The organism is Pseudomonas sp. TH37, assembly GCF_016650735.1.
Taxonomy (GTDB): domain Bacteria; phylum Pseudomonadota; class Gammaproteobacteria; order Pseudomonadales; family Pseudomonadaceae; genus Aquipseudomonas; species Aquipseudomonas farris.
Genome location: NZ_JAEKFD010000001.1, coordinates 71,330 through 88,842 on the forward strand (window position 1 = coordinate 71,330; position 17,513 = coordinate 88,842).

Annotated in this window: 15 protein-coding genes and 1 other RNA gene; 7 read left to right on the forward strand and 9 right to left on the reverse strand. The window is 60.3% G+C overall.

The genetic code is table 11. The features are described 5' to 3' along the window. Positions 1 to 13 precede the first annotated feature (13 nt). The 5 genes from ccoS (at position 14) to JFU11_RS00330 (ending at position 3,928) form a co-directional block, all read left to right on the forward strand. A complete protein-coding gene (gene ccoS, locus JFU11_RS00310) occupies positions 14 to 232 on the forward strand; it encodes a cbb3-type cytochrome oxidase assembly protein CcoS (protein WP_007905420.1) in 219 nt (72 codons plus the stop codon). Then, entirely contained in the window at positions 225 to 908 is a 684-nt protein-coding gene (locus tag JFU11_RS00315; protein ID WP_201059270.1) for a sulfite exporter TauE/SafE family protein, read from the forward strand. The genes ccoS and JFU11_RS00315 overlap by 8 nt, the downstream gene beginning before the upstream one ends. Positions 909 to 1,053: 145 nt before the next feature. Beyond that, complete coding sequence (gene hemN, locus JFU11_RS00320) at positions 1,054 to 2,436, forward strand: oxygen-independent coproporphyrinogen III oxidase (RefSeq protein ID WP_201059272.1); 1,383 nt, start codon at positions 1,054 to 1,056, stop codon at positions 2,434 to 2,436. Positions 2,437 to 2,565: 129 nt separating this feature from the next. Beyond that, complete coding sequence (gene fnr, locus JFU11_RS00325) at positions 2,566 to 3,300, forward strand: fumarate/nitrate reduction transcriptional regulator Fnr (protein ID WP_052965436.1); 735 nt, start codon at positions 2,566 to 2,568, stop codon at positions 3,298 to 3,300. A 79-nt stretch (positions 3,301 to 3,379) separates the two neighbouring features. Continuing rightward, positions 3,380 to 3,928: an adenine phosphoribosyltransferase gene (locus tag JFU11_RS00330; protein ID WP_201059274.1), complete on the forward strand. Its 549-nt coding sequence runs from the start codon at positions 3,380 to 3,382 to the stop codon at positions 3,926 to 3,928. Between the two features lie 109 nt (positions 3,929 to 4,037). Here the strand turns inward: JFU11_RS00330 and JFU11_RS00335 are convergent, their stop codons facing one another. The 5 genes from JFU11_RS00335 to dnaX form a co-directional block, all read right to left on the reverse strand. Next, positions 4,038 to 5,186 carry an acyl-CoA dehydrogenase family protein gene (locus tag JFU11_RS00335; protein WP_201059276.1) on the reverse strand — a complete coding sequence of 383 codons (1,149 nt, stop codon included), beginning with the start codon at positions 5,184 to 5,186 and terminating at the stop codon, positions 4,038 to 4,040. A 154-nt stretch (positions 5,187 to 5,340) separates the two neighbouring features. After that, complete coding sequence (recR, locus tag JFU11_RS00340; protein ID WP_008075173.1) at positions 5,341 to 5,943, reverse strand: recombination mediator RecR; 603 nt, start codon at positions 5,941 to 5,943, stop codon at positions 5,341 to 5,343. A 74-nt stretch (positions 5,944 to 6,017) separates the two neighbouring features. After that, complete coding sequence (locus JFU11_RS00345) at positions 6,018 to 7,055, reverse strand: NADP-dependent oxidoreductase (protein ID WP_123720854.1); 1,038 nt, start codon at positions 7,053 to 7,055, stop codon at positions 6,018 to 6,020. A 263-nt stretch (positions 7,056 to 7,318) separates the two neighbouring features. Further along, positions 7,319 to 7,657, reverse strand: coding sequence for a YbaB/EbfC family nucleoid-associated protein (locus JFU11_RS00350; RefSeq protein ID WP_007905413.1), 339 nt, complete (start codon positions 7,655 to 7,657; stop codon positions 7,319 to 7,321). A gap of 67 nt (positions 7,658 to 7,724) precedes the next feature. After that, positions 7,725 to 9,836: a DNA polymerase III subunit gamma/tau gene (gene dnaX / locus JFU11_RS00355; protein ID WP_201059278.1), complete on the reverse strand. Its 2,112-nt coding sequence runs from the start codon at positions 9,834 to 9,836 to the stop codon at positions 7,725 to 7,727. Positions 9,837 to 9,980: 144 nt separating this feature from the next. Between dnaX and JFU11_RS00360 the strand changes: the two genes are divergently transcribed. Continuing rightward, the gene (locus tag JFU11_RS00360) at positions 9,981 to 10,733 is read left to right on the forward strand and encodes a transporter substrate-binding domain-containing protein (protein ID WP_123720851.1); all 753 of its coding nucleotides are present in this window, start codon (positions 9,981 to 9,983) and stop codon (positions 10,731 to 10,733) included. 15 nt (positions 10,734 to 10,748) lie between these two features. Here the strand turns inward: JFU11_RS00360 and JFU11_RS00365 are convergent, their stop codons facing one another. Next, entirely contained in the window at positions 10,749 to 12,449 is a 1,701-nt protein-coding gene (locus tag JFU11_RS00365; protein ID WP_123720850.1) for a GGDEF and EAL domain-containing protein, read from the reverse strand. A 397-nt stretch (positions 12,450 to 12,846) separates the two neighbouring features. Between JFU11_RS00365 and JFU11_RS00370 the strand changes: the two genes are divergently transcribed. Continuing rightward, complete coding sequence (locus JFU11_RS00370; protein ID WP_007905395.1) at positions 12,847 to 13,173, forward strand: helix-turn-helix transcriptional regulator; 327 nt, start codon at positions 12,847 to 12,849, stop codon at positions 13,171 to 13,173. 169 nt (positions 13,174 to 13,342) lie between these two features. Here the strand turns inward: JFU11_RS00370 and ffs are convergent. The 3 genes from ffs to ligA form a co-directional block, all read right to left on the reverse strand. After that, positions 13,343 to 13,439: signal recognition particle sRNA small type (gene ffs, locus JFU11_RS00375), an RNA gene on the reverse strand. A 286-nt stretch (positions 13,440 to 13,725) separates the two neighbouring features. After that, a complete protein-coding gene (locus tag JFU11_RS00380) occupies positions 13,726 to 14,889 on the reverse strand; it encodes a putative zinc-binding metallopeptidase (protein WP_201059280.1) in 1,164 nt (387 codons plus the stop codon). Positions 14,890 to 15,096: 207 nt separating this feature from the next. Next, positions 15,097 to 17,454, reverse strand: a complete 2,358-nt coding sequence (gene ligA, locus JFU11_RS00385; protein WP_123720848.1) for an NAD-dependent DNA ligase LigA — start codon at positions 17,452 to 17,454, stop codon at positions 15,097 to 15,099. Between the last annotated feature and the right edge of the window lie 59 nt (positions 17,455 to 17,513).

Consider the following 17,513-nt stretch of genomic DNA (forward strand, 5'->3'; position numbering starts at 1 on the left):
GCATGGAGTCCAGATGCCAGCTCTCTACGTGATGATCCCGGCCGCGCTGCTGATCGTGGCCATCGCTATCTATATCTTCTTCTGGGCAGTCGACAGCGGTCAGTACGACGACCTCGACGGCCCGGCCCACAGCATCCTGTTCGACGATCAGGACCCGAACCACAAGGCAGCGGTCGACGAGGCCAGCGGCCATCCGGCCAAACCGGACGACAAGGCGCCGCCCCATGCTTGAGTTGGCGCCACTGCTGGTGTCTGCGCTGATCCTCGGCCTGCTCGGCGGCGGGCATTGCCTGGGCATGTGTGGCGGCTTGATGGGCGCCCTGACCCTGGCGATCCCCAAGGAGCAACGCAGCCGACGCTTTCGATTGTTGCTGGCCTACAACCTGGGGCGAATTCTCAGCTACGCCGCGGCCGGCCTGCTGATCGGTCTGGCCGGCTGGGCCGTGGCCAATAGCCCGGCGGCGATGTTCATGCGCATCCTCGCCGGACTGCTGCTGATCGTCATGGGGCTGTACCTGGCCGGCTGGTGGAGCGGCCTGACCCGCATCGAAAGCCTCGGCCGTGGCCTGTGGCGGCATATCCAGCCGGTGGCCAACAAACTACTGCCAGTGTCGAACCTGCCCCGCGCCCTGCTGCTGGGCGCACTCTGGGGCTGGCTGCCGTGCGGGTTGGTTTACAGCACATTGCTGTGGTCGGCGAGCCAGGGCAATGCGCTGGACAGTGCGTTGCTGATGCTGGCATTCGGGCTGGGCACCTGGCCGGTGCTGCTCGCCACAGGGCTGGCGGCCGAGCGCGTCACGGGGTTGTTGCGCAAACGCAGCGTACGCATGACAGGTGGCTTGCTGGTGATGATGTTCGGCATCTGGACCTTGCCTGGGCCGCATCAACATTGGCTCATGGGGCATTAGATCGGCGGTGGCCCCATCGCGGGCTTGCCCGCGATGGGGCCGGTACCAGCACCACAAATCCCGACCCTTGATGCAAATCAAGATGCCTTTGCGCACTTCTCCCTAGACTCGCCCACATGCCAGCCTATCTCGGGGGAATGCCCGCATGCTCGACGCCATTCGTTGGGACACAGATCTGATCCGCCGTTATGACCTGGCGGGACCGCGCTACACCTCGTACCCGACCGCCGTGCAATTCGACAGCCAGGTCGGCACCTTCGACCTGTTTCATGCCCTGCGCGACAGCCGTAAAGCCCTGCGGCCGCTGTCGCTGTATGTGCACGTGCCGTTCTGCGCGAACATTTGCTACTACTGCGCCTGCAACAAAGTCATCACCAAGGACCGTGGCCGCGCCCTGCCCTATTTGCAGCGCCTGGAACAGGAAATCCAGTTGATTGCCTGTCATCTCGACCCCTCGCAGAAAGTCGAGCAACTGCATTTCGGCGGCGGCACGCCGACCTTTCTCAGCCATGACGAACTGCGCCAGTTGATGGCTCAGCTGCGCAAGCATTTCAATTTGCTGGACGACGATTCCGGCGACTACGGCATCGAGATCGACCCTCGCGAGGCTGATTGGTCGACCATGGGCCTGCTCCGGGAACTGGGCTTCAACCGGGTCAGTATCGGCCTGCAAGACCTCGACCCGGCGGTACAACGGGCGGTCAATCGCCTGCAAAGCCTGGAAGAAACCCGCGCGGTGATCGACGCTGCCCGGACCCTGCAATTTCGCTCGATCAACATCGACTTGATCTACGGCCTGCCGAAGCAGACGCCCGAAAACTTCGCCCGCACCATCGACGAAGTCATCAGCCTGCAACCGGATCGGCTCTCGGTGTTCAACTACGCCCATCTGCCGGAACGCTTCATGCCGCAACGGCGGATCAACAGCGACGAACTGCCGACCCCGGCGCAAAAACTGGAAATGCTCCAGGGAACCATCGAGCAGCTGACCAAGGCCGGTTATCGATATATCGGCATGGACCACTTTGCGCTGCCCGACGATGAACTGGCGATTGCTCAGGAAGAATCGACCCTGCAACGTAACTTCCAGGGCTATACCACCCACGGTCATTGCGATTTGATCGGTCTGGGGGTATCGGCGATCAGCCAGATCGGCGATTTGTACTGCCAGAACAGCAGTGATCTGAACCAGTACCAGAATGCGTTGGCCAGCGCACAGCTGGCCACCAGCCGTGGCCTGCTGTGCAACGCCGATGACCGCCTGCGACGTGCCGTCATCCAACAACTGATCTGCACTTTCGGCCTGGAATTCGCCCAGATCGAACAAGCCTTCAACATCGATTTTCAGGGTTACTTCGGCGAACTCTGGCCACAGTTGCAGGGAATGGCCGACGACGGACTGATCGAACTTGATAACGAACGGATTACCGTACTGCCCGCCGGACGATTGCTGGTGCGTTCGGTGTGCATGGTGTTCGACGCGTACCTGGAACAGCAAAATCGCCAGCGGTTTTCACGGGTTATCTAGCCATCAGCTCACTGGCCGGTCTGCGAAACGTTTATTTTATGACCCTGCGACAAAATCGCCGCGTGCCTGAATGTCCTCCCGTGGGTTACCCTTACAGCTTATGTGTGTTTTCCCACAAGGATTAAAGAAATGTCCGAGCCAGTAAAGCTGCGCGCTCATAGCCAGGCCCATTGCAAGGATTGCAGCCTGGCCCCCCTCTGCCTGCCACTTTCTCTGAATCTGGAAGACATGGATGCGCTGGACGATATCGTCAAACGTGGTCGCCCGCTGAAAAAAGGCGAGTTCCTGTTTCGCCAGGGCGACACGTTCGATTCCGTTTATGCAGTACGCTCCGGCGCCCTGAAGACTTTCAGCCTGAGCGATGGCGGCGAAGAGCAGCTCACCGGTTTCCATTTGCCGAGTGAACTGGTCGGCCTGTCGGGCATGGACACTGAAAAGCACCCGGTCTCGGCGCAAGCCCTGGAAACCACCTCAGTGTGCGAAATTCCTTTCGATCGCCTCGACGAACTGGCCCTGCAACTGCCACAACTGCGCCGTCAGTTGATGCGGGTGATGAGCCGCGAGATTCGCGACGATCAGCAGATGATGTTGCTGCTGTCGAAGAAAACCGCCGACGAGCGCATCGCCACGTTCCTGGTCAACCTGTCGGCCCGTTTCCGCGCCAGGGGCTTCTCGGCCAACCAGTTCCGGTTGAGCATGTCGCGCAACGAAATCGGCAATTATCTGGGCCTGGCGGTGGAAACCGTGTCCCGGGTGTTCACCCGTTTCCAGCAAAACGAACTGATCGCCGCCGAAGGCAAGGAAATCCACATCCTTGATCCGATCCAGCTCTGCGCCCTGGCCGGCGGCTCGCTCGACGGCTGATCGTGGCGACGGCGGCTGAGCGAAACGGTTCAGCCGCCGTTATACTGCGACGTTTGCAGCCCGCCAGGACACCTCGACGATGGTCTTCGACTCCTTCGACATCAAATCCCTGATCCGCCCCGTGATCGACTTCCCCAAGCCGGGCGTGATCTTTCGCGACATTACCCCATTATTCCAGTCACCCACGGCCCTGCGCCTGGTGATGGACAGCTTTGCCCATCGTTACGTCGAAGCGGACTTCACCCACATCGGCGCCATGGATGCCCGTGGCTTTCTGATCGGTTCGATCCTGGCCTATCAGTTGAACAAACCGCTGGTGCTGTTCCGCAAGCAGGGCAAATTGCCGGCCGACGTGCTGGCCGAGGGTTATCAGACCGAGTACGGCGAAGCCTTTCTCGAAATCCATGCCGACAGCCTGTGTGAGGGTGATGCGGTGGTGATGTTCGATGACCTGATTGCCACCGGCGGCACGCTGATCGCGGCGGCGAACCTGATTCGGCGCATGGGCGCGCGAGTGCATGAAGCGGCGGCGATCATTGACTTGCCGGAGCTGGGTGGTTCGCAGCGGCTGGAAGACATGGGGATTCCTACTTTTTGCCTGACGCAGTTTGCCCTTACCGATAAATAAGCAGCGTCTGTACTGACGTCATCGCGGGCAAGCCCGCTCCCACAGGGATCACCTGAGACCTGTGGGAGCGGGCTTGCCCGCGATGGCGTCAGCCGCAACACCGCAAAACTCAAAGCCCCATCTGCTTACTGATGATCTCGTTCATCACTTCCCGCGTCCCGCCGCCGATCGACAGAATCCGGTTATCCCTATACAGCCGCTCCACCAGACTTTCACGCATGTAACCCAGACCGCCCAGAATCTGCACCGCATCGGTCGTAATGCGATCAGCCGTGTCGGTGGCGAAATTCTTGGCCATGGAAATCTCCTTGATCACGCTCTGCCCCGCGGCCATTTTCGCCGCCTGGCGATAGGTGAATTCCCGTGACACCTCCAGCGCCGTGGCCATTTCCGCAAGACGGTGCTTGAGCACCTGGAACTTGCCGATAGGTTTGCCGAAGGCTTCACGCTGACGGGCCCACTTCAGGCTCTCCTCCAGCGCCAACTGCGCGGTCATGTTGGCCATCAGCGCCAGGGCCAGACGCTCGCTCTGGAAGTTGCCCATGATGCAGGCGAAGCCCATGTTCTCGGCCCCGATCAGATGGCCCGCCGGTACTCGGCAATCATCGAAAAACAGTTCGGCGGTGTCCGACGCCCACCAGCCCATTTTTTTCAACTGACGACCGACGGTGAACCCGGGCGTGCCCTTCTCGATCAGCAACAAACTGATGCCGCCAAACCCCGGCTCGCCGGTGCGCACCGCGACGGTGTAGAAATCCGCACGAACGCCGCTGGTAATGAAGGTTTTGCTGCCGCTGACCCGGTAAAAGTCGCCGTCACGTACGGCGCGGGTTTGCAGGTTGGCGACGTCTGAGCCGCCGCTGGGCTCGGTGACGGCCAGGGCGCTGATCTTCTCGCCTGCGAGCACCTGAGGCACAACGCGATCGCGGACTTCGGACCTGGCCCACTTGAGGATCGGCGGCAAACCAATGTCCAGCGAGCCCAGCCCCGCGACCAGACCACCGGAACCGCAGCGCATCAGCTCTTCACTGGCAGCGATTTTGGCGAACACATCACCTTCGTGACTGCCACCCAAGGCTTCTGGATAACCAATGCCCAAAATCCCCGCCGCGCCGGCCTTCAGGTAGAGCTCACGGGGGAAGCTTTCGGCTTCTTCCCACTGGTCGATGTCCGGAAGAATCTCGCGCTCGACGAAACGTCTGACGCTGTCGCGGACCAATTGGTGGCTGGGATCGAAGTATTCCTGAAAGGCAGGCATCGGCGAGCTCCACTGAAGGTTCAGCGAAGTTAACCGAGCGCTTGCTTGGTTTTCAATAGAAGGAGTCGCGGAAGATCAAAAGATCGCAGCCTTCGGCAGCTCCTACGCGCCTGTGGGCGCCGCCGAAGGCTGCGATCTTTTGATTTTGATGCGGTTACAGCGAGATCGGCTTACGCCCGGCAAACGAATGCGCCAATGTCCCGCCGTCCACCAGTTCCAGCTCGCCACCCAACGGCACACCATGGGCGATGCGCGAGGCGATCAGGCCTTTGTTGCTGAGCAACTGGGCGATGTAATGCGCCGTGGCTTCGCCTTCCACCGTCGGGTTGGTGGCGAGGATGACTTCGGCAAACGTACCCGCCTCTTCGATCCGCGCCATCAATTGTGGAATGCCGATGGCGTCCGGCCCCAACCCGTCGAGGGGCGACAAATGGCCCTTGAGCACGAAGTAGCGACCGCGAAAACCGGTCTGCTCCACGGCGTAAACATCCATCGGACCTTCCACCACACACAGCAAGGTGTCGTCGCGGCGAGGATCAGCGCATTGCGGGCACAGATCGTCTTCGGTCAGCGTGCGGCACAAGCGGCAGTGGCCCACTCCTTCCATGGCCTGGCTCAGCGCCTGGGCCAGTCGCGAACCGCCGCTGCGATCACGCTCAAGCAGTTGCAACGCCATGCGCTGGGCAGTTTTCTGACCCACACCCGGCAAAATTCGCAGGGCGTCGATCAGTTGGCGAATCAAAGGGCTGAAGCTCATGGGAAAAAGTCCGACATAACAACGAGACGCGGTTTATACCCGCGCCTCTGTTTAGCGTCAAATAGCACCGTCAATTACTCAGTCTGCGCGACCCGCACCACCAGTTTGCCGAAGTTGCGTCCCTCCAGCAGACCGATGAATGCCTGGGGCGCGTTCTCCAGACCGTCGACCACGTCTTCACGGAATTTCACCTTGCCGTCCCGCACCCACGGGGCCATGGCGCTGATGAACTCCGGCTGACGATCACCGTAGTCATCGAACACAATGAAGCCCTGAATCCGTACGCGCTTGGTCAGCAGTGTGCGTTGCAACTGAGGCAAGCGATCCGGCCCGCTAGGCGCTTCATTGGCGTTGTAGGACGCAATCAGACCGCAAAGAGGAATCCGCGCCTTGGGGTTGAGCAGCGGCAGCACCGCATCGAACACCTTGCCACCGACGTTTTCAAAGTAGATATCGACGCCTTTGAAGCAGGCCAGCGCCAACTCTTCGGCGAAATCCGGGCGCTTGTGGTCGATGCAGGCATCGAAGCCCAGCTCCTCGACCACGTAGCGGCATTTGTCCGCACCACCGGCCACACCGACCACTCGCAAGCCCTTGATCTTCGCCACTTGGCCGACCACCGAACCCACCGCGCCGGACGCAGCCGCTACCACCAGGGTTTCGCCCTCCTTGGGCTGGCCGATGTCCATCAACCCCATGTAGGCGGTCATACCGGGCATGCCCAGTACACCCAGGGCCATCGAAGGACTCTGCAGCCCGGACGGGATCGGAATGATGTTGCGCCCGTCGCTGATGCTGTGGCTTTGCCACCCCGTGACGCCGACCACCAGATCACCCTCATGGAATTTCGGATGCAGCGAGCGTTCGACACGACTGACAGCCCCACCGGTCATCACCTCGTCGATTTCTATCGGTGCAGCGTAGGACTGCGCGTCGCTCATACGACCGCGCATGTAGGGATCGAGCGACAGATAAAGCGTCTTGAGCAACACCTGACCGTCGGCCAAGTCTGGCAGTGCTACCCGTTCCAGGCGGAAATTCTCTGGTGTCGGCGCGCCCACCGGGCGGGACACCAGAACGATTCGTTGGTTGAGGGTCAATGCTTGTGGCATGTGAGCGTCTCCTTGATCGATGAATTTCAGCGGTATAGGGAGCAGACATTTGTGGCGGTGTCGGGTTCGAAGTTTCGTCAGTTGTACCGAGGTGACTTCATCGCGGGCAAGCCACGCTCCCACAGGATTCAGGTGATCACTGTGGGAGCGGGCTTGCCCGCGAAGGCTGCCTCACCGGCACCATACTTCCAACAGACAGAAACAAAAATGCCAGGCGCGATGCCTGGCATTTTTTTGTAACCTATCCGATGCGCGTTGGCGAATCAGAATGGCAGTTTCATACCCGGTGGCAATTGCATGCCAGCGGTCACGCCGGACATTTTGTCCTGGCTGTTGGCTTCGATCTTGCGCACGGCGTCGTTTACGGCTGCGGCGAATACCGCCTCCAGCATTTCCTTGTCGTCTTCGCTCAGGCCTTCGACCAGGCTTGGGTCGATGGTCACGCGCTTGACGTCGTGACGACCGGTCATCACCACGGTGACCATATCGCCGCCGGCTTTACCGGTGACTTCGGCGTTGGCCAGTTCTTCCTGCATCTTGGCCATTTTTTCCTGCATCTGCTGCGCCTGCTTCATCAGGCCGGCCATGCCACCTTTCATCATGGGAATCACCTCAAAAGTACTTGGATAAAAACAGCGCCCGGCGAATGCGGCCAAGCGCCTTCAGTTATTAGTCCTGACTGACCAGGGCCTCGACAGGTTCAATAGTATCGTGACGGACCACCGCCCCGAACTGCTGCATCATTTGCTGGATGAACGGATCGCCGTGGATCGATTCCTCGGCCTCGCGTTGACGGTTGGCACGCCGGCGGGATGAGGCCTGAGCCGGGGTTTCCTGCTCGGGCTTGATCAGCTCCATGCTCAGGGTCAGCGTGCGCCCGTGGAACTGGTTCAGTGCATCGTTGAGGCGACGTTGCTGTGTCGCGTTGAACAAGGCGCTGTGAGCCGGGTCCAGGTGCAACAACCAATTGTCGCCATCGACGGCGATCAGCGTGCAGTTGGCGGCGATGCTGGCGGTCATGCCGGACACCGGCAGTTTCGGGAACACCTCCAGCCATTGCAGGGCCAGACCCGTGGCCGGCATCGCGGCCGGTTCTGGCTCGGGTTCCGGCGCAGGTTCGGCGGTGTGCTCGCTGGCCAGTTCGTCGAGATAGCTATAGGCCGAATCCATGTCCGGCTCTATGTAATCCTCGTCCAGCGGCGGCTCGTCGTCCTGATCCATGCCAGGCGTGGCGGCATCGACTTCGGCCATGGACGGTTCCGGAATCGGCGCAGCGGCCCATTCCGGCGCGTCCGGCACCACACTGTCCGGCGTCGGCATGGGCATCGGTGGCAATTCGGGTTGTTCGCCAGCCGTTTCCAGCACCGGCTCGACCGCGGGCTGCTGGACAACTTCCGGCTCTACCGGGTCGTTCCACGGCAGATCGACGACTTCTTCGACCGCTACGGGTTCGGCAACAGGCTCGGGCTCGGGCTCAGGCTCAGGCGCGACCACGGGCACAGCCACGGGCGCGACCGGCTCAGGCGCAGCTACCGGGACAGGGGCCGGCGCCACCACGGGCGCAACAGGAGCCGGTGTAACGGCCGTAGCGACTACCGGCGCAACAACCGGCGCGGCAGCCACTGAATTTGCGGAATCAACTGTGGCCTGGCTGATCCCCACTGTCTTTAGCGGTTGCCTCGGCGCGTCCGCAGTGTCTGCCGGCCGGAACGCGAGCATTCGCAGCAGGACCATTTCGAAACCGCCGCGCGGGTCCGGCGCCAGCGGCAAGTCCCGGCGACCGATCAGGCCCATCTGGTAATAGAACTGCACGTCTTCAGCCGGCAATGCCTGGGCCAGAGCCAATACGCGATCACGGTCACCATGACCGTTGTCGACGCCTTCAGGCAGGGCCTGGGCGATGGCGACACGGTGCAGCACATTGAGAATTTCCGAGAGCACGCCGTTCCAGTCCGGGCCTTGTTCGGCCAGATGGCGCACGGCTTCGAGCAATGCCTTGGCGTCGCCTTCGATCAGCGCATGCAGGACGTCGTAGACCTGGCCGTGATCGAGAGTACCGAGCATGGCCCGCACGTCGGCGGCCATGACCTTGCCTTCACCGAAAGCAATGGCCTGATCGGTCAGGCTCATGGCGTCGCGCATCGAACCGTCGGCGGCGCGGCCCAGCAGCCACAGCGCGTCGTCTTCGAACGGCACGTTCTCGACGCTCAGCACGTGGGTCAAATGCTCGACCACCCGTTCCGGGGTCATGTTCTTCAGGGAGAACTGCAGGCAACGCGACAGAATCGTTGCAGGAAGTTTCTGCGGATCGGTGGTCGCCAGGATGAACTTGACGTAAGGCGGCGGCTCTTCAAGGGTTTTCAACAGCGCATTAAACGAATGGCTGGAGAGCATGTGCACTTCGTCGATCAGGTAGACCTTGAAGCGCCCGCGGCTCGGTGCGTACTGCACGTTGTCGAGCAGTTCGCGGGTGTCTTCGACCTTGGTCCGGCTCGCGGCGTCGATCTCGATCAGGTCGACGAAGCGGCCTTCATCGATTTCGCGGCACACCGAGCACTCGCCACAGGGGGTCGAAGTGATACCTGTTTCACAGTTCAGGCATTTGGCGATGATCCGCGCGATGGTGGTCTTGCCAACCCCGCGGGTACCGGTAAAAAGGTACGCGTGGTGCAGCCGTTGGCTGTCCAAGGCATTGATCAGAGCCTTGAGCACATGGGTCTGGCCGACCATTTCGCCGAACGAGCGCGGACGCCATTTACGTGCAAGAACCTGATAACTCATCGAAAACCGTCGCAACGAAGGAACAGAAGCGGCTAATGCTAGCGGAGCAAGGCCAAAATTGCATCCGGTGCGCTCGTCTATTCTGGCTAAGCTGCACTTTAAGGGGCTTTTATTGGCTCAGGTTTGAGCCGTACCGGAGCGTTTATGCGTTTTGCCTTGGGGGCACTGCTGTTGGTCAGCCTGAACGTCTCAGCCGCCGAGGCGCCGTTGCGCTTTGTCGTGTCCGACAGCTGGGCCATGCCCATGGCGCAGATGGAGCGCGGCGGCCGACCGACCCAGGGCATTCTGCACGACATCATGCTCAGCCTGGCGACACAGGTCGGCATGCCGGCGCAATTTCATGTCTTGCCTCGGGCACGGGTGCAAAACGCCATGGAACACGGCGAAGTCGATGTGCGCTGTTATATCTCAAAATCCTGGTTGCCGAACCTGTCCGGCAACTATATCTGGAGCGTTCCACTGCTGGTTCAGCGCGACTTGCTGATTGGCCGGCGAGGCTCACCCGACACGGTCAACCCGGCAGAGCTGCCGCAGCAGTCGATCGGCACAGTGCTCGGCTATAGCTACCCGACCCTGCAACCGCTGTTCGACGCCGACCGCCTGCACCGCGATGACGCGCGCAATCAGGAACAGGTGCTGGATAAACTCCTGGCCGGACGCTACCGATATGCCGTGAGCAGCCAATGGACCCTGGACTGGTTCAACCAGCGCCTGCTACCCGACCGACAACTGCAAAGCGTAGCGCTGGTACACGAACAAACCGTCGGCTGCTACGTGCGCAACGACCCCAAGGTGCCTGTGCAACGCATTCTGGACACGTTGCTGCAAATGAAAACGTCCGGGGAGATTGATGACATTATCCGGCTCTATACCGGTAACCCTGCTGCCAACCAGTAGCAGCTGCATGATGTCTCAGGCTGTCTGGCCGAGCGTCTGCCATTGCGACGGGGCGACAAACCCTGCCACCCAGCCAGGCACCTCACCGGGAGGCATCGGGCGGGCGATGAAATAGCCTTGAGCGACTTCGCATCCCAGCCGCAACAGCAATTCACCGTGCTCAACGCTTTCCAGCCCCTCGGCAATCACCTGCCGGCCGAACGCACGGGCCAGGCCAATCACCGCCGTGGTCAGAGCCAGGTCGTCGTGATCATTCAGAATGTCACGCACGAACGACTTATCGATTTTGATGGTTTGGGTACGTAAACGCTTGAGGTAACTCAGGGACGAGTAACCCGTGCCAAAGTCACCCAACGAGAACTGCACCCCCAACGCCTGACAGGCCTGCAAACAGGCACTGACATGCTGGATATTCTCGATCGCCACTGACTCGACGATTTCCAGATCGAGCATCTGCGGGGCGACTTGGGCATGTCGAGCGAGGACCTGCCTGAGCCGGTCGACAAAATCGGCGCGCTGAAAATGTCGCGCCGCGATATTGATACTGATCGGCCAGCCCTGCCCCGCTTGCTGCCAACGGTGCAACTGCGACAAAACCTGATCCATCACCCATTCGCCGATATCGATGATCAGGTCGGTGTCCTCCACCAGCGGCAAAAACTCCCGGGGTGGCACCATGCCGTTTTGCGGGTGCTCCCAACGCAACAACGCCTCGAAACCGACGACCACGCCGCGGCGCATGTTCACCTTGGGCTGAAAATGCAGGCGTAACTCACCGGCGACCAGCGCCTGACGCACCCGCTCGACGGTCTGGTGCGTGGCCTTGACCTCCTGATCCCGAGAGACATCGAATAGATGAAAGCGGTTTCGCCCGCTCTGCTTGGCCACATACATCGCCTGATCGGCATGACGCAGCAGGGTTTCGGCATCTTCGTTATCGTGGGGAAACAGGGTGACGCCGATACTGGCGAACACATTGATGTCCTTGCCATGCAGTGTGTAAGGCGCCGAAATCGCCCCCAACACGCGATTCAGCGCCGCGCGCAACTCCTGCAGATCACGCACATAACGCAGCACCAGCACGAACTCGTCACCGGCCAGTCGGGCCACCACGTCTTCGCCGCGCACAATGTCGCGCAAACGCTTGGCCACTTCCACCAGCAACATATCGCCACTGGCGTGACCGTAACCGTCGTTGACCGCCTTGAACCCGTCGAGGTCAAGCATGCACACCGCCAACGGAATATTTTCATGCCGGGAGAATTCCAGCGCCTGATCCAGTAAATCCGACAGGAACGCGCGATTGGGCAGCCCGGTCAGCACGTCGTGCCCGACCCGCCATTGCAAGGATTGCAGGAGTTGGCGTTTTTCGCTGATGTCGAACCGAATCGACAGGTATCGGTGAATGCGCCCGGTGGAATCATCGAGCACCGGCACCATGGTGCTGTCGACCCAATACAGGCTGCCATCCTTGGCGCGATTACAGATTTCGCCCTTCCAGATATTACCCAGGGCGATGGTGCGCCACATGGCGGCGAAGAAGTCGGCGGAATGCAGGCCGGAGTTCAGCAGGCGATGGTTTTGCCCCAGCAGTTCCTCACGGCTGTAGCCGGACACGGCGCAGAATTGATCGTTGACATAGGTAATCCGGCCGTTCAGATCGGTCTCGGAAAAAATGGCGGCTGCATCCACGGCCCTGCGGTATTTCTCATCCATGAGTCAGGCTCACTGTCGCTAGCGGTGGTACCGCTCGACCAGCACAGGATGCCCGGAAGAGGTGTTTTGAGACGTACTGCGCAGAGACACGTTATCACTCCATGAACAGCATTTGATGGCCCCGGACCGCCGAAGATCCAGGGCAAAGTAGCAACACCGACTCTGGTAATATTTCGCGAGGTTTCAGACCGTCAGCGGCCTCTGTGCATACCCGGCAGGGAACGCAATGCTGGCTTTTTCATATCGCCTAAACTTCAGAAAGCAGATCACCCAATAACCCTTCGAAGCGGCGATTCTACGAAATGCATCACATTTTGCAAAGCAAGGTGATGGATCATGCAGTTGCCTAATGCAAAAATCTATCGTTAAGTTCTTGATTCTAAATGGGAATTGAGCGATGCAAATTTCAAGTTTGGGTCCAGCCATCCGACGCTACCGTAAGGTCGCAGGGCTTACTCAGGCTGAACTCGGCGAAAAAACCGGTTTTGACCCCAAAACCATCAGCCGTTTCGAAACCGGCACCTACACCCCCAGCGTGGAAGCATTGTTTTTGCTTGCCGACGTGCTGGGCGTGAAGCTGAAAGCCTTTTTCGCAGATCTGGAAGACGAAGATGAACAGCGGGCGTACCTGTTCAGCGTCATACACAAAGCCACCCCGAAGGATCTGGGAAAGCTGATCGCAGCGGTTGACCAGGCCTTGTCCAAGCCTAGTGCCAGTAAATGAAAAAAAGAGGCCGATCTGTCGAATGCGACAGATCGGCCTCCTTTTTATATCCCGTACTTTAATTCGGAAACGACGAAACACCGCCCTGGATGAGCTCCATGGCAGGGGACAAAACAGAATTTTTAGATAGAAAACACGAAAGAGCGTTCGTGTTGCGTTATGGAGGCAACCCCACCAGCCACACCCCGGCACACAATGTTCCCGCTGTGGCTGCTCCCTTCCGGGTCTGACCAGGTTCACGGGTAATCGTTGCGGGGGGACCGATGGGGTCACCATAACGACGCTCACCTGACGGCGAGCCGCGCCATTGTACCTATCTGAGACGAAGTTACAACCGTTCGGGTGGATTAAAAAATATGAGCTGCGTCAAGGACATGCGCTGACCCTGAAACAATGCGACCTGTAGCAGCTGGCGCAGCCTGCGTTCGGCTGCGAAGCGGTCGTAAACCCGGTGTTCGCGGCTTATGTAAAAACCGGGCTGCCTGACTTCACGACTGCTGCGCAGCCGAACGCAGGCTGCGCCAGCTGCTACAAGGCTGCGATCTTTTGATCCTATTGCGCCAACACCTCATCCGCCCTGCCGCCCTCTTGCTGGATCACCAGATGAATGAAGTGCAGCTTGGCAATCACCGCCGGCGGCAGGACGAACGGATAGAAATCCGGTTGGCCCATGCTGCGTGACAGTTCGTTGAGCATGCCGGCCAGCTCGATCCATGCGTTGACGAACGACAGGAACGCCGGGCCTCCGGGGTGCTGCGGGTCGAATAGCGTGCTCGGCGGAAACGGCTGGTAGTCGAAATCCATTTCCTGCGCACTCATGCCAAAACCCAGGGCGGTGTCCACTGCATCCATCATGTGCAGGTAGTGAGCCCAGGTTTCGGCCCAGTCTTCCCAAGGGTGCATGGTCGCGTAGGCGCTGACGTAATGTTGCTGCCAGTCGAGCGGTGCGCCTTGCTGATAATGCCGCTCAAGGGCCTCGGCGTAGCTTGTTTGCTCGTCACCAAACAGATCGCGGAACGGTTCCAGCCAATGACTGTTGGCGACCAAGCGGTCCCAGTAGTAATGCCCTACCTCGTGACGAAAGTGCCCGAGCAGCGTGCGATAAGGTTCGTGCATCTGCACGCGAACTTGCTCGCGATGGGCGTCGTCGGCTTCCTTGATATCGAGGGTGATCAGACCGTTGGCATGCCCGGTGGTCGGCGGCTTGCCTTCGAGGTCGATACCGATGAAGTCGAAGGCCAGACCGATGTCTTCGTCCATGGATTTCGGAATGACCGACAAGCCCAGGCTGATCAACTGCGCCACCAGACGACGCTTGGCGATTTCCACTTTGCGCCAGCGCTCGTGGTTCTCGGGGATCGACAGGTCAGGGATGGTGCGATTCAGGCTACACGCAATGCATAACGCATCGTGATCATTGGCCGGCAGCAGCCAGTTGCATGCGGCTGGAGAGTCGAGATTGGCGCAGCGGCGGAACACCCCCGCGTCAGGATCGGCGTCGAGCAACCAGGTATCCGCTTGCGGGCCGGGTTGCAGCGAAGACAAGCGACTCTGCTGCGGCTGATAGCCCAGCGCTGCCGAACAGGCCAGGCACTGACTGTTGCGAAAGAACAGCGACTGCCCGCAACGGCAATGCCAGACCTTGCTGTTGCGCAAACGCTCACCCATGAAGGGCGCGGCGATGCGTGAACTGAGCTGTTCGAAGAAGCGGTACATGGCGATCTCTCCCTGGGGCCTGCCAAGACTAGATCATTCTTGTACCGTGATCGTTCCGCGTTCTTTGTGGCGAGGGAGCTTGCTCCCGTTGGGCTGCGTAGCGGCCCCAGAACCGGCAACCGCGATTTGTCAGACATACCGTGCAAGCAGGTCTTGCGACGGCTTCGCCGCCGAACGGGAGCAAGCTCCCTCGCCACAGGTCCCGCGCTAGATCGAGATGTTGTATTCCTTCAGGCGAGCCACAAACGCCTCTTCATCCAGCACCTTCAACCCCAGCTCATTGGCCTTGGCCAGCTTCGATCCCGCGCCCGGGCCGGCGACCACGCAATGGGTCTTGGCCGACACGGAACCGGCCACCTTGGCGCCGAGGCTTTCAAGTTTGTCCTTGGCGACATCGCGACTCATCAGCTCCAGCGAACCGGTCAGCACCCAAGTCTGCCCGGCCAGCGGCAACCCTTCGACGACCTTTTTCTCGCTCTGCCAATGCATGCCGAAATCACGCAGCTGCTTTTCGGCGGCCTCGGCGAGTTGACGATTTTCGGTCCCCGCAAAGAACTCGCGAACCGAAGTCGCCTGCTTCTCCGGCAATGCCTGACGCATGTCCAGCCAATCAGCACTCATCACCGCTTCGAGCGAGCCGAACTTGTCCGCAAGCTTCTGCGCCCCGCCCGGCCCGACCGACGGAATGTGCAACTTGTCGAGGAAACCGCCCAACGTGGTACTGGCGGCAAATTCGGCACCCAGCTCGCCCTGATCCTGAATCTGCAGGCCGTGCTTGAGCAGATCCTTGATCACCTGCTGGTTATGCGTGTCTTCAAAGAAGCTGTGAATCTCGTGAGCCACTTCCAGCCCGACATCCGGCAAGTACGTGAGTACTTGCGGCAACGCCTGCTGAACCCGCTCCAGAGAGCCGAGAGAACGTGCGAGGACCTTGGCCGTCTCTTCGCCGACATCGGGAATGCCTAAGGCGTAGATGAACCGCGCCAGGCTCGGCTGCTTGCTGTCTTGAATAGCGCCGAGCAGGTTCTTGCTCGACAGTTCGGCAAAGCCTTCCAGGTCGACGATCTGCTCGAACGTCAGGGCGTAGAGATCGGCCGGCGAACTCACCAGGCCTTCGTCCACCAGTTGCTCGACGCTCTTCTCGCCCAGACCTTCAATGTCCATGGCGCGGCGCGAAACGAAGTGAATGATCGCTTGCTTGAGTTGCGCACCACAGGCCAGACGCCCGACGCAGCGATACACCGCGCCTTCGCTGATGGTCTCGCGGCCCTTGCTGCGCTTGACCAGTTGCGTGCGCTCGACATGGGAGCCGCAGACCGGGCACTGCTCGGGAATCTGCACCGCCCGGGCATTCTCCGGACGGCGCTCGGTGACCACTTGCACCACTTGCGGAATCACATCGCCGGCGCGACGAATGATCACGGTGTCGCCGATCATCAGGCCCAGTCGCGCAACTTCATCCATGTTGTGCAAGGTCGCATTGGCCACGGTGACACCCGCGACCCTGACCGGCTTCAAGCGTGCCACCGGCGTCACGGCACCGGTACGGCCTACCTGGAATTCCACATCGAGCAGTTCGGTGAGTTCTTCCATCGCCGGGAATTTGTGAGCAATCGCCCAACGCGGTTCGCGAGCGCGGAAACCCAGTTCACGCTGGGAAGCAATGCTGTTGACCTTGAACACCACGCCGTCGATTTCATACTGGAGCGCATTGCGACGCTCACCGATGTCGCGGTAGTAATCCAGGCATTCTTCGATGCCGTGCGCCAGTTTCAGCTCATGACTGATCGGCATTCCCCAGGCTTTGAGTTGCTGCAGATTGCCAATGTGTGTGTCGGCAATATCGGCCGAAATCTGGCCGATGCCGTAGCAGCAGAATTCCAGCGGACGGTTGGCGGTGATCTTCGAATCCAGCTGCCGCAAACTGCCCGCTGCCGCGTTACGCGGGTTGGCGAAGGTCTTGCCGCCCACTTCCAGTTGCGTGGCGTTGAGCCGTTCGAAACCGGCCTTGGACATGAACACTTCGCCACGCACTTCCAGGGTCGCCGGCCAGCCGGTGCCATGCAGCTTGAGCGGAATATTGCGCACGGTGCGCACGTTGACGCTGATGTCTTCGCCAGTGGTGCCATCGCCGCGGGTCGCGCCGCGCACCAGCACGCCATCCTGGTACAGCAGACTGACCGCCAGGCCATCGAGCTTGGGTTCGCAGCTGTACTCAACCGCTGCGCCACTGCCAAACAAGTCGCCGACCGGCAGATCCAGCCCTTCCGTCACCCGGCGATCGAATTCGCGCATGTCGGTTTCTTCGAAGGCGTTGCCCAGGCTGAGCATCGGCACTTCATGACGCACTTGGGTAAACGCCGACAGCGCCGCGCTGCCGACACGCTGGGTCGGCGAGTCACTGGTGATCAATTCGGGATGGGCCGCTTCGAGGGCCTTGAGCTCGTGGAACAGGCGATCGTATTCGACGTCCGGAATGCTGGGCTCGTCCAGCACGTGGTAGCGATAGTTGTGCTGATCGAGCTCGGCACGCAGCTCTAGAATGCGGTTTTTGGCGGCGGTCATGGGTGTTCTCTCATAAAGCAAAAGAGCAGCCGAGGCTGCTCTATCTCATCTCATCAAGA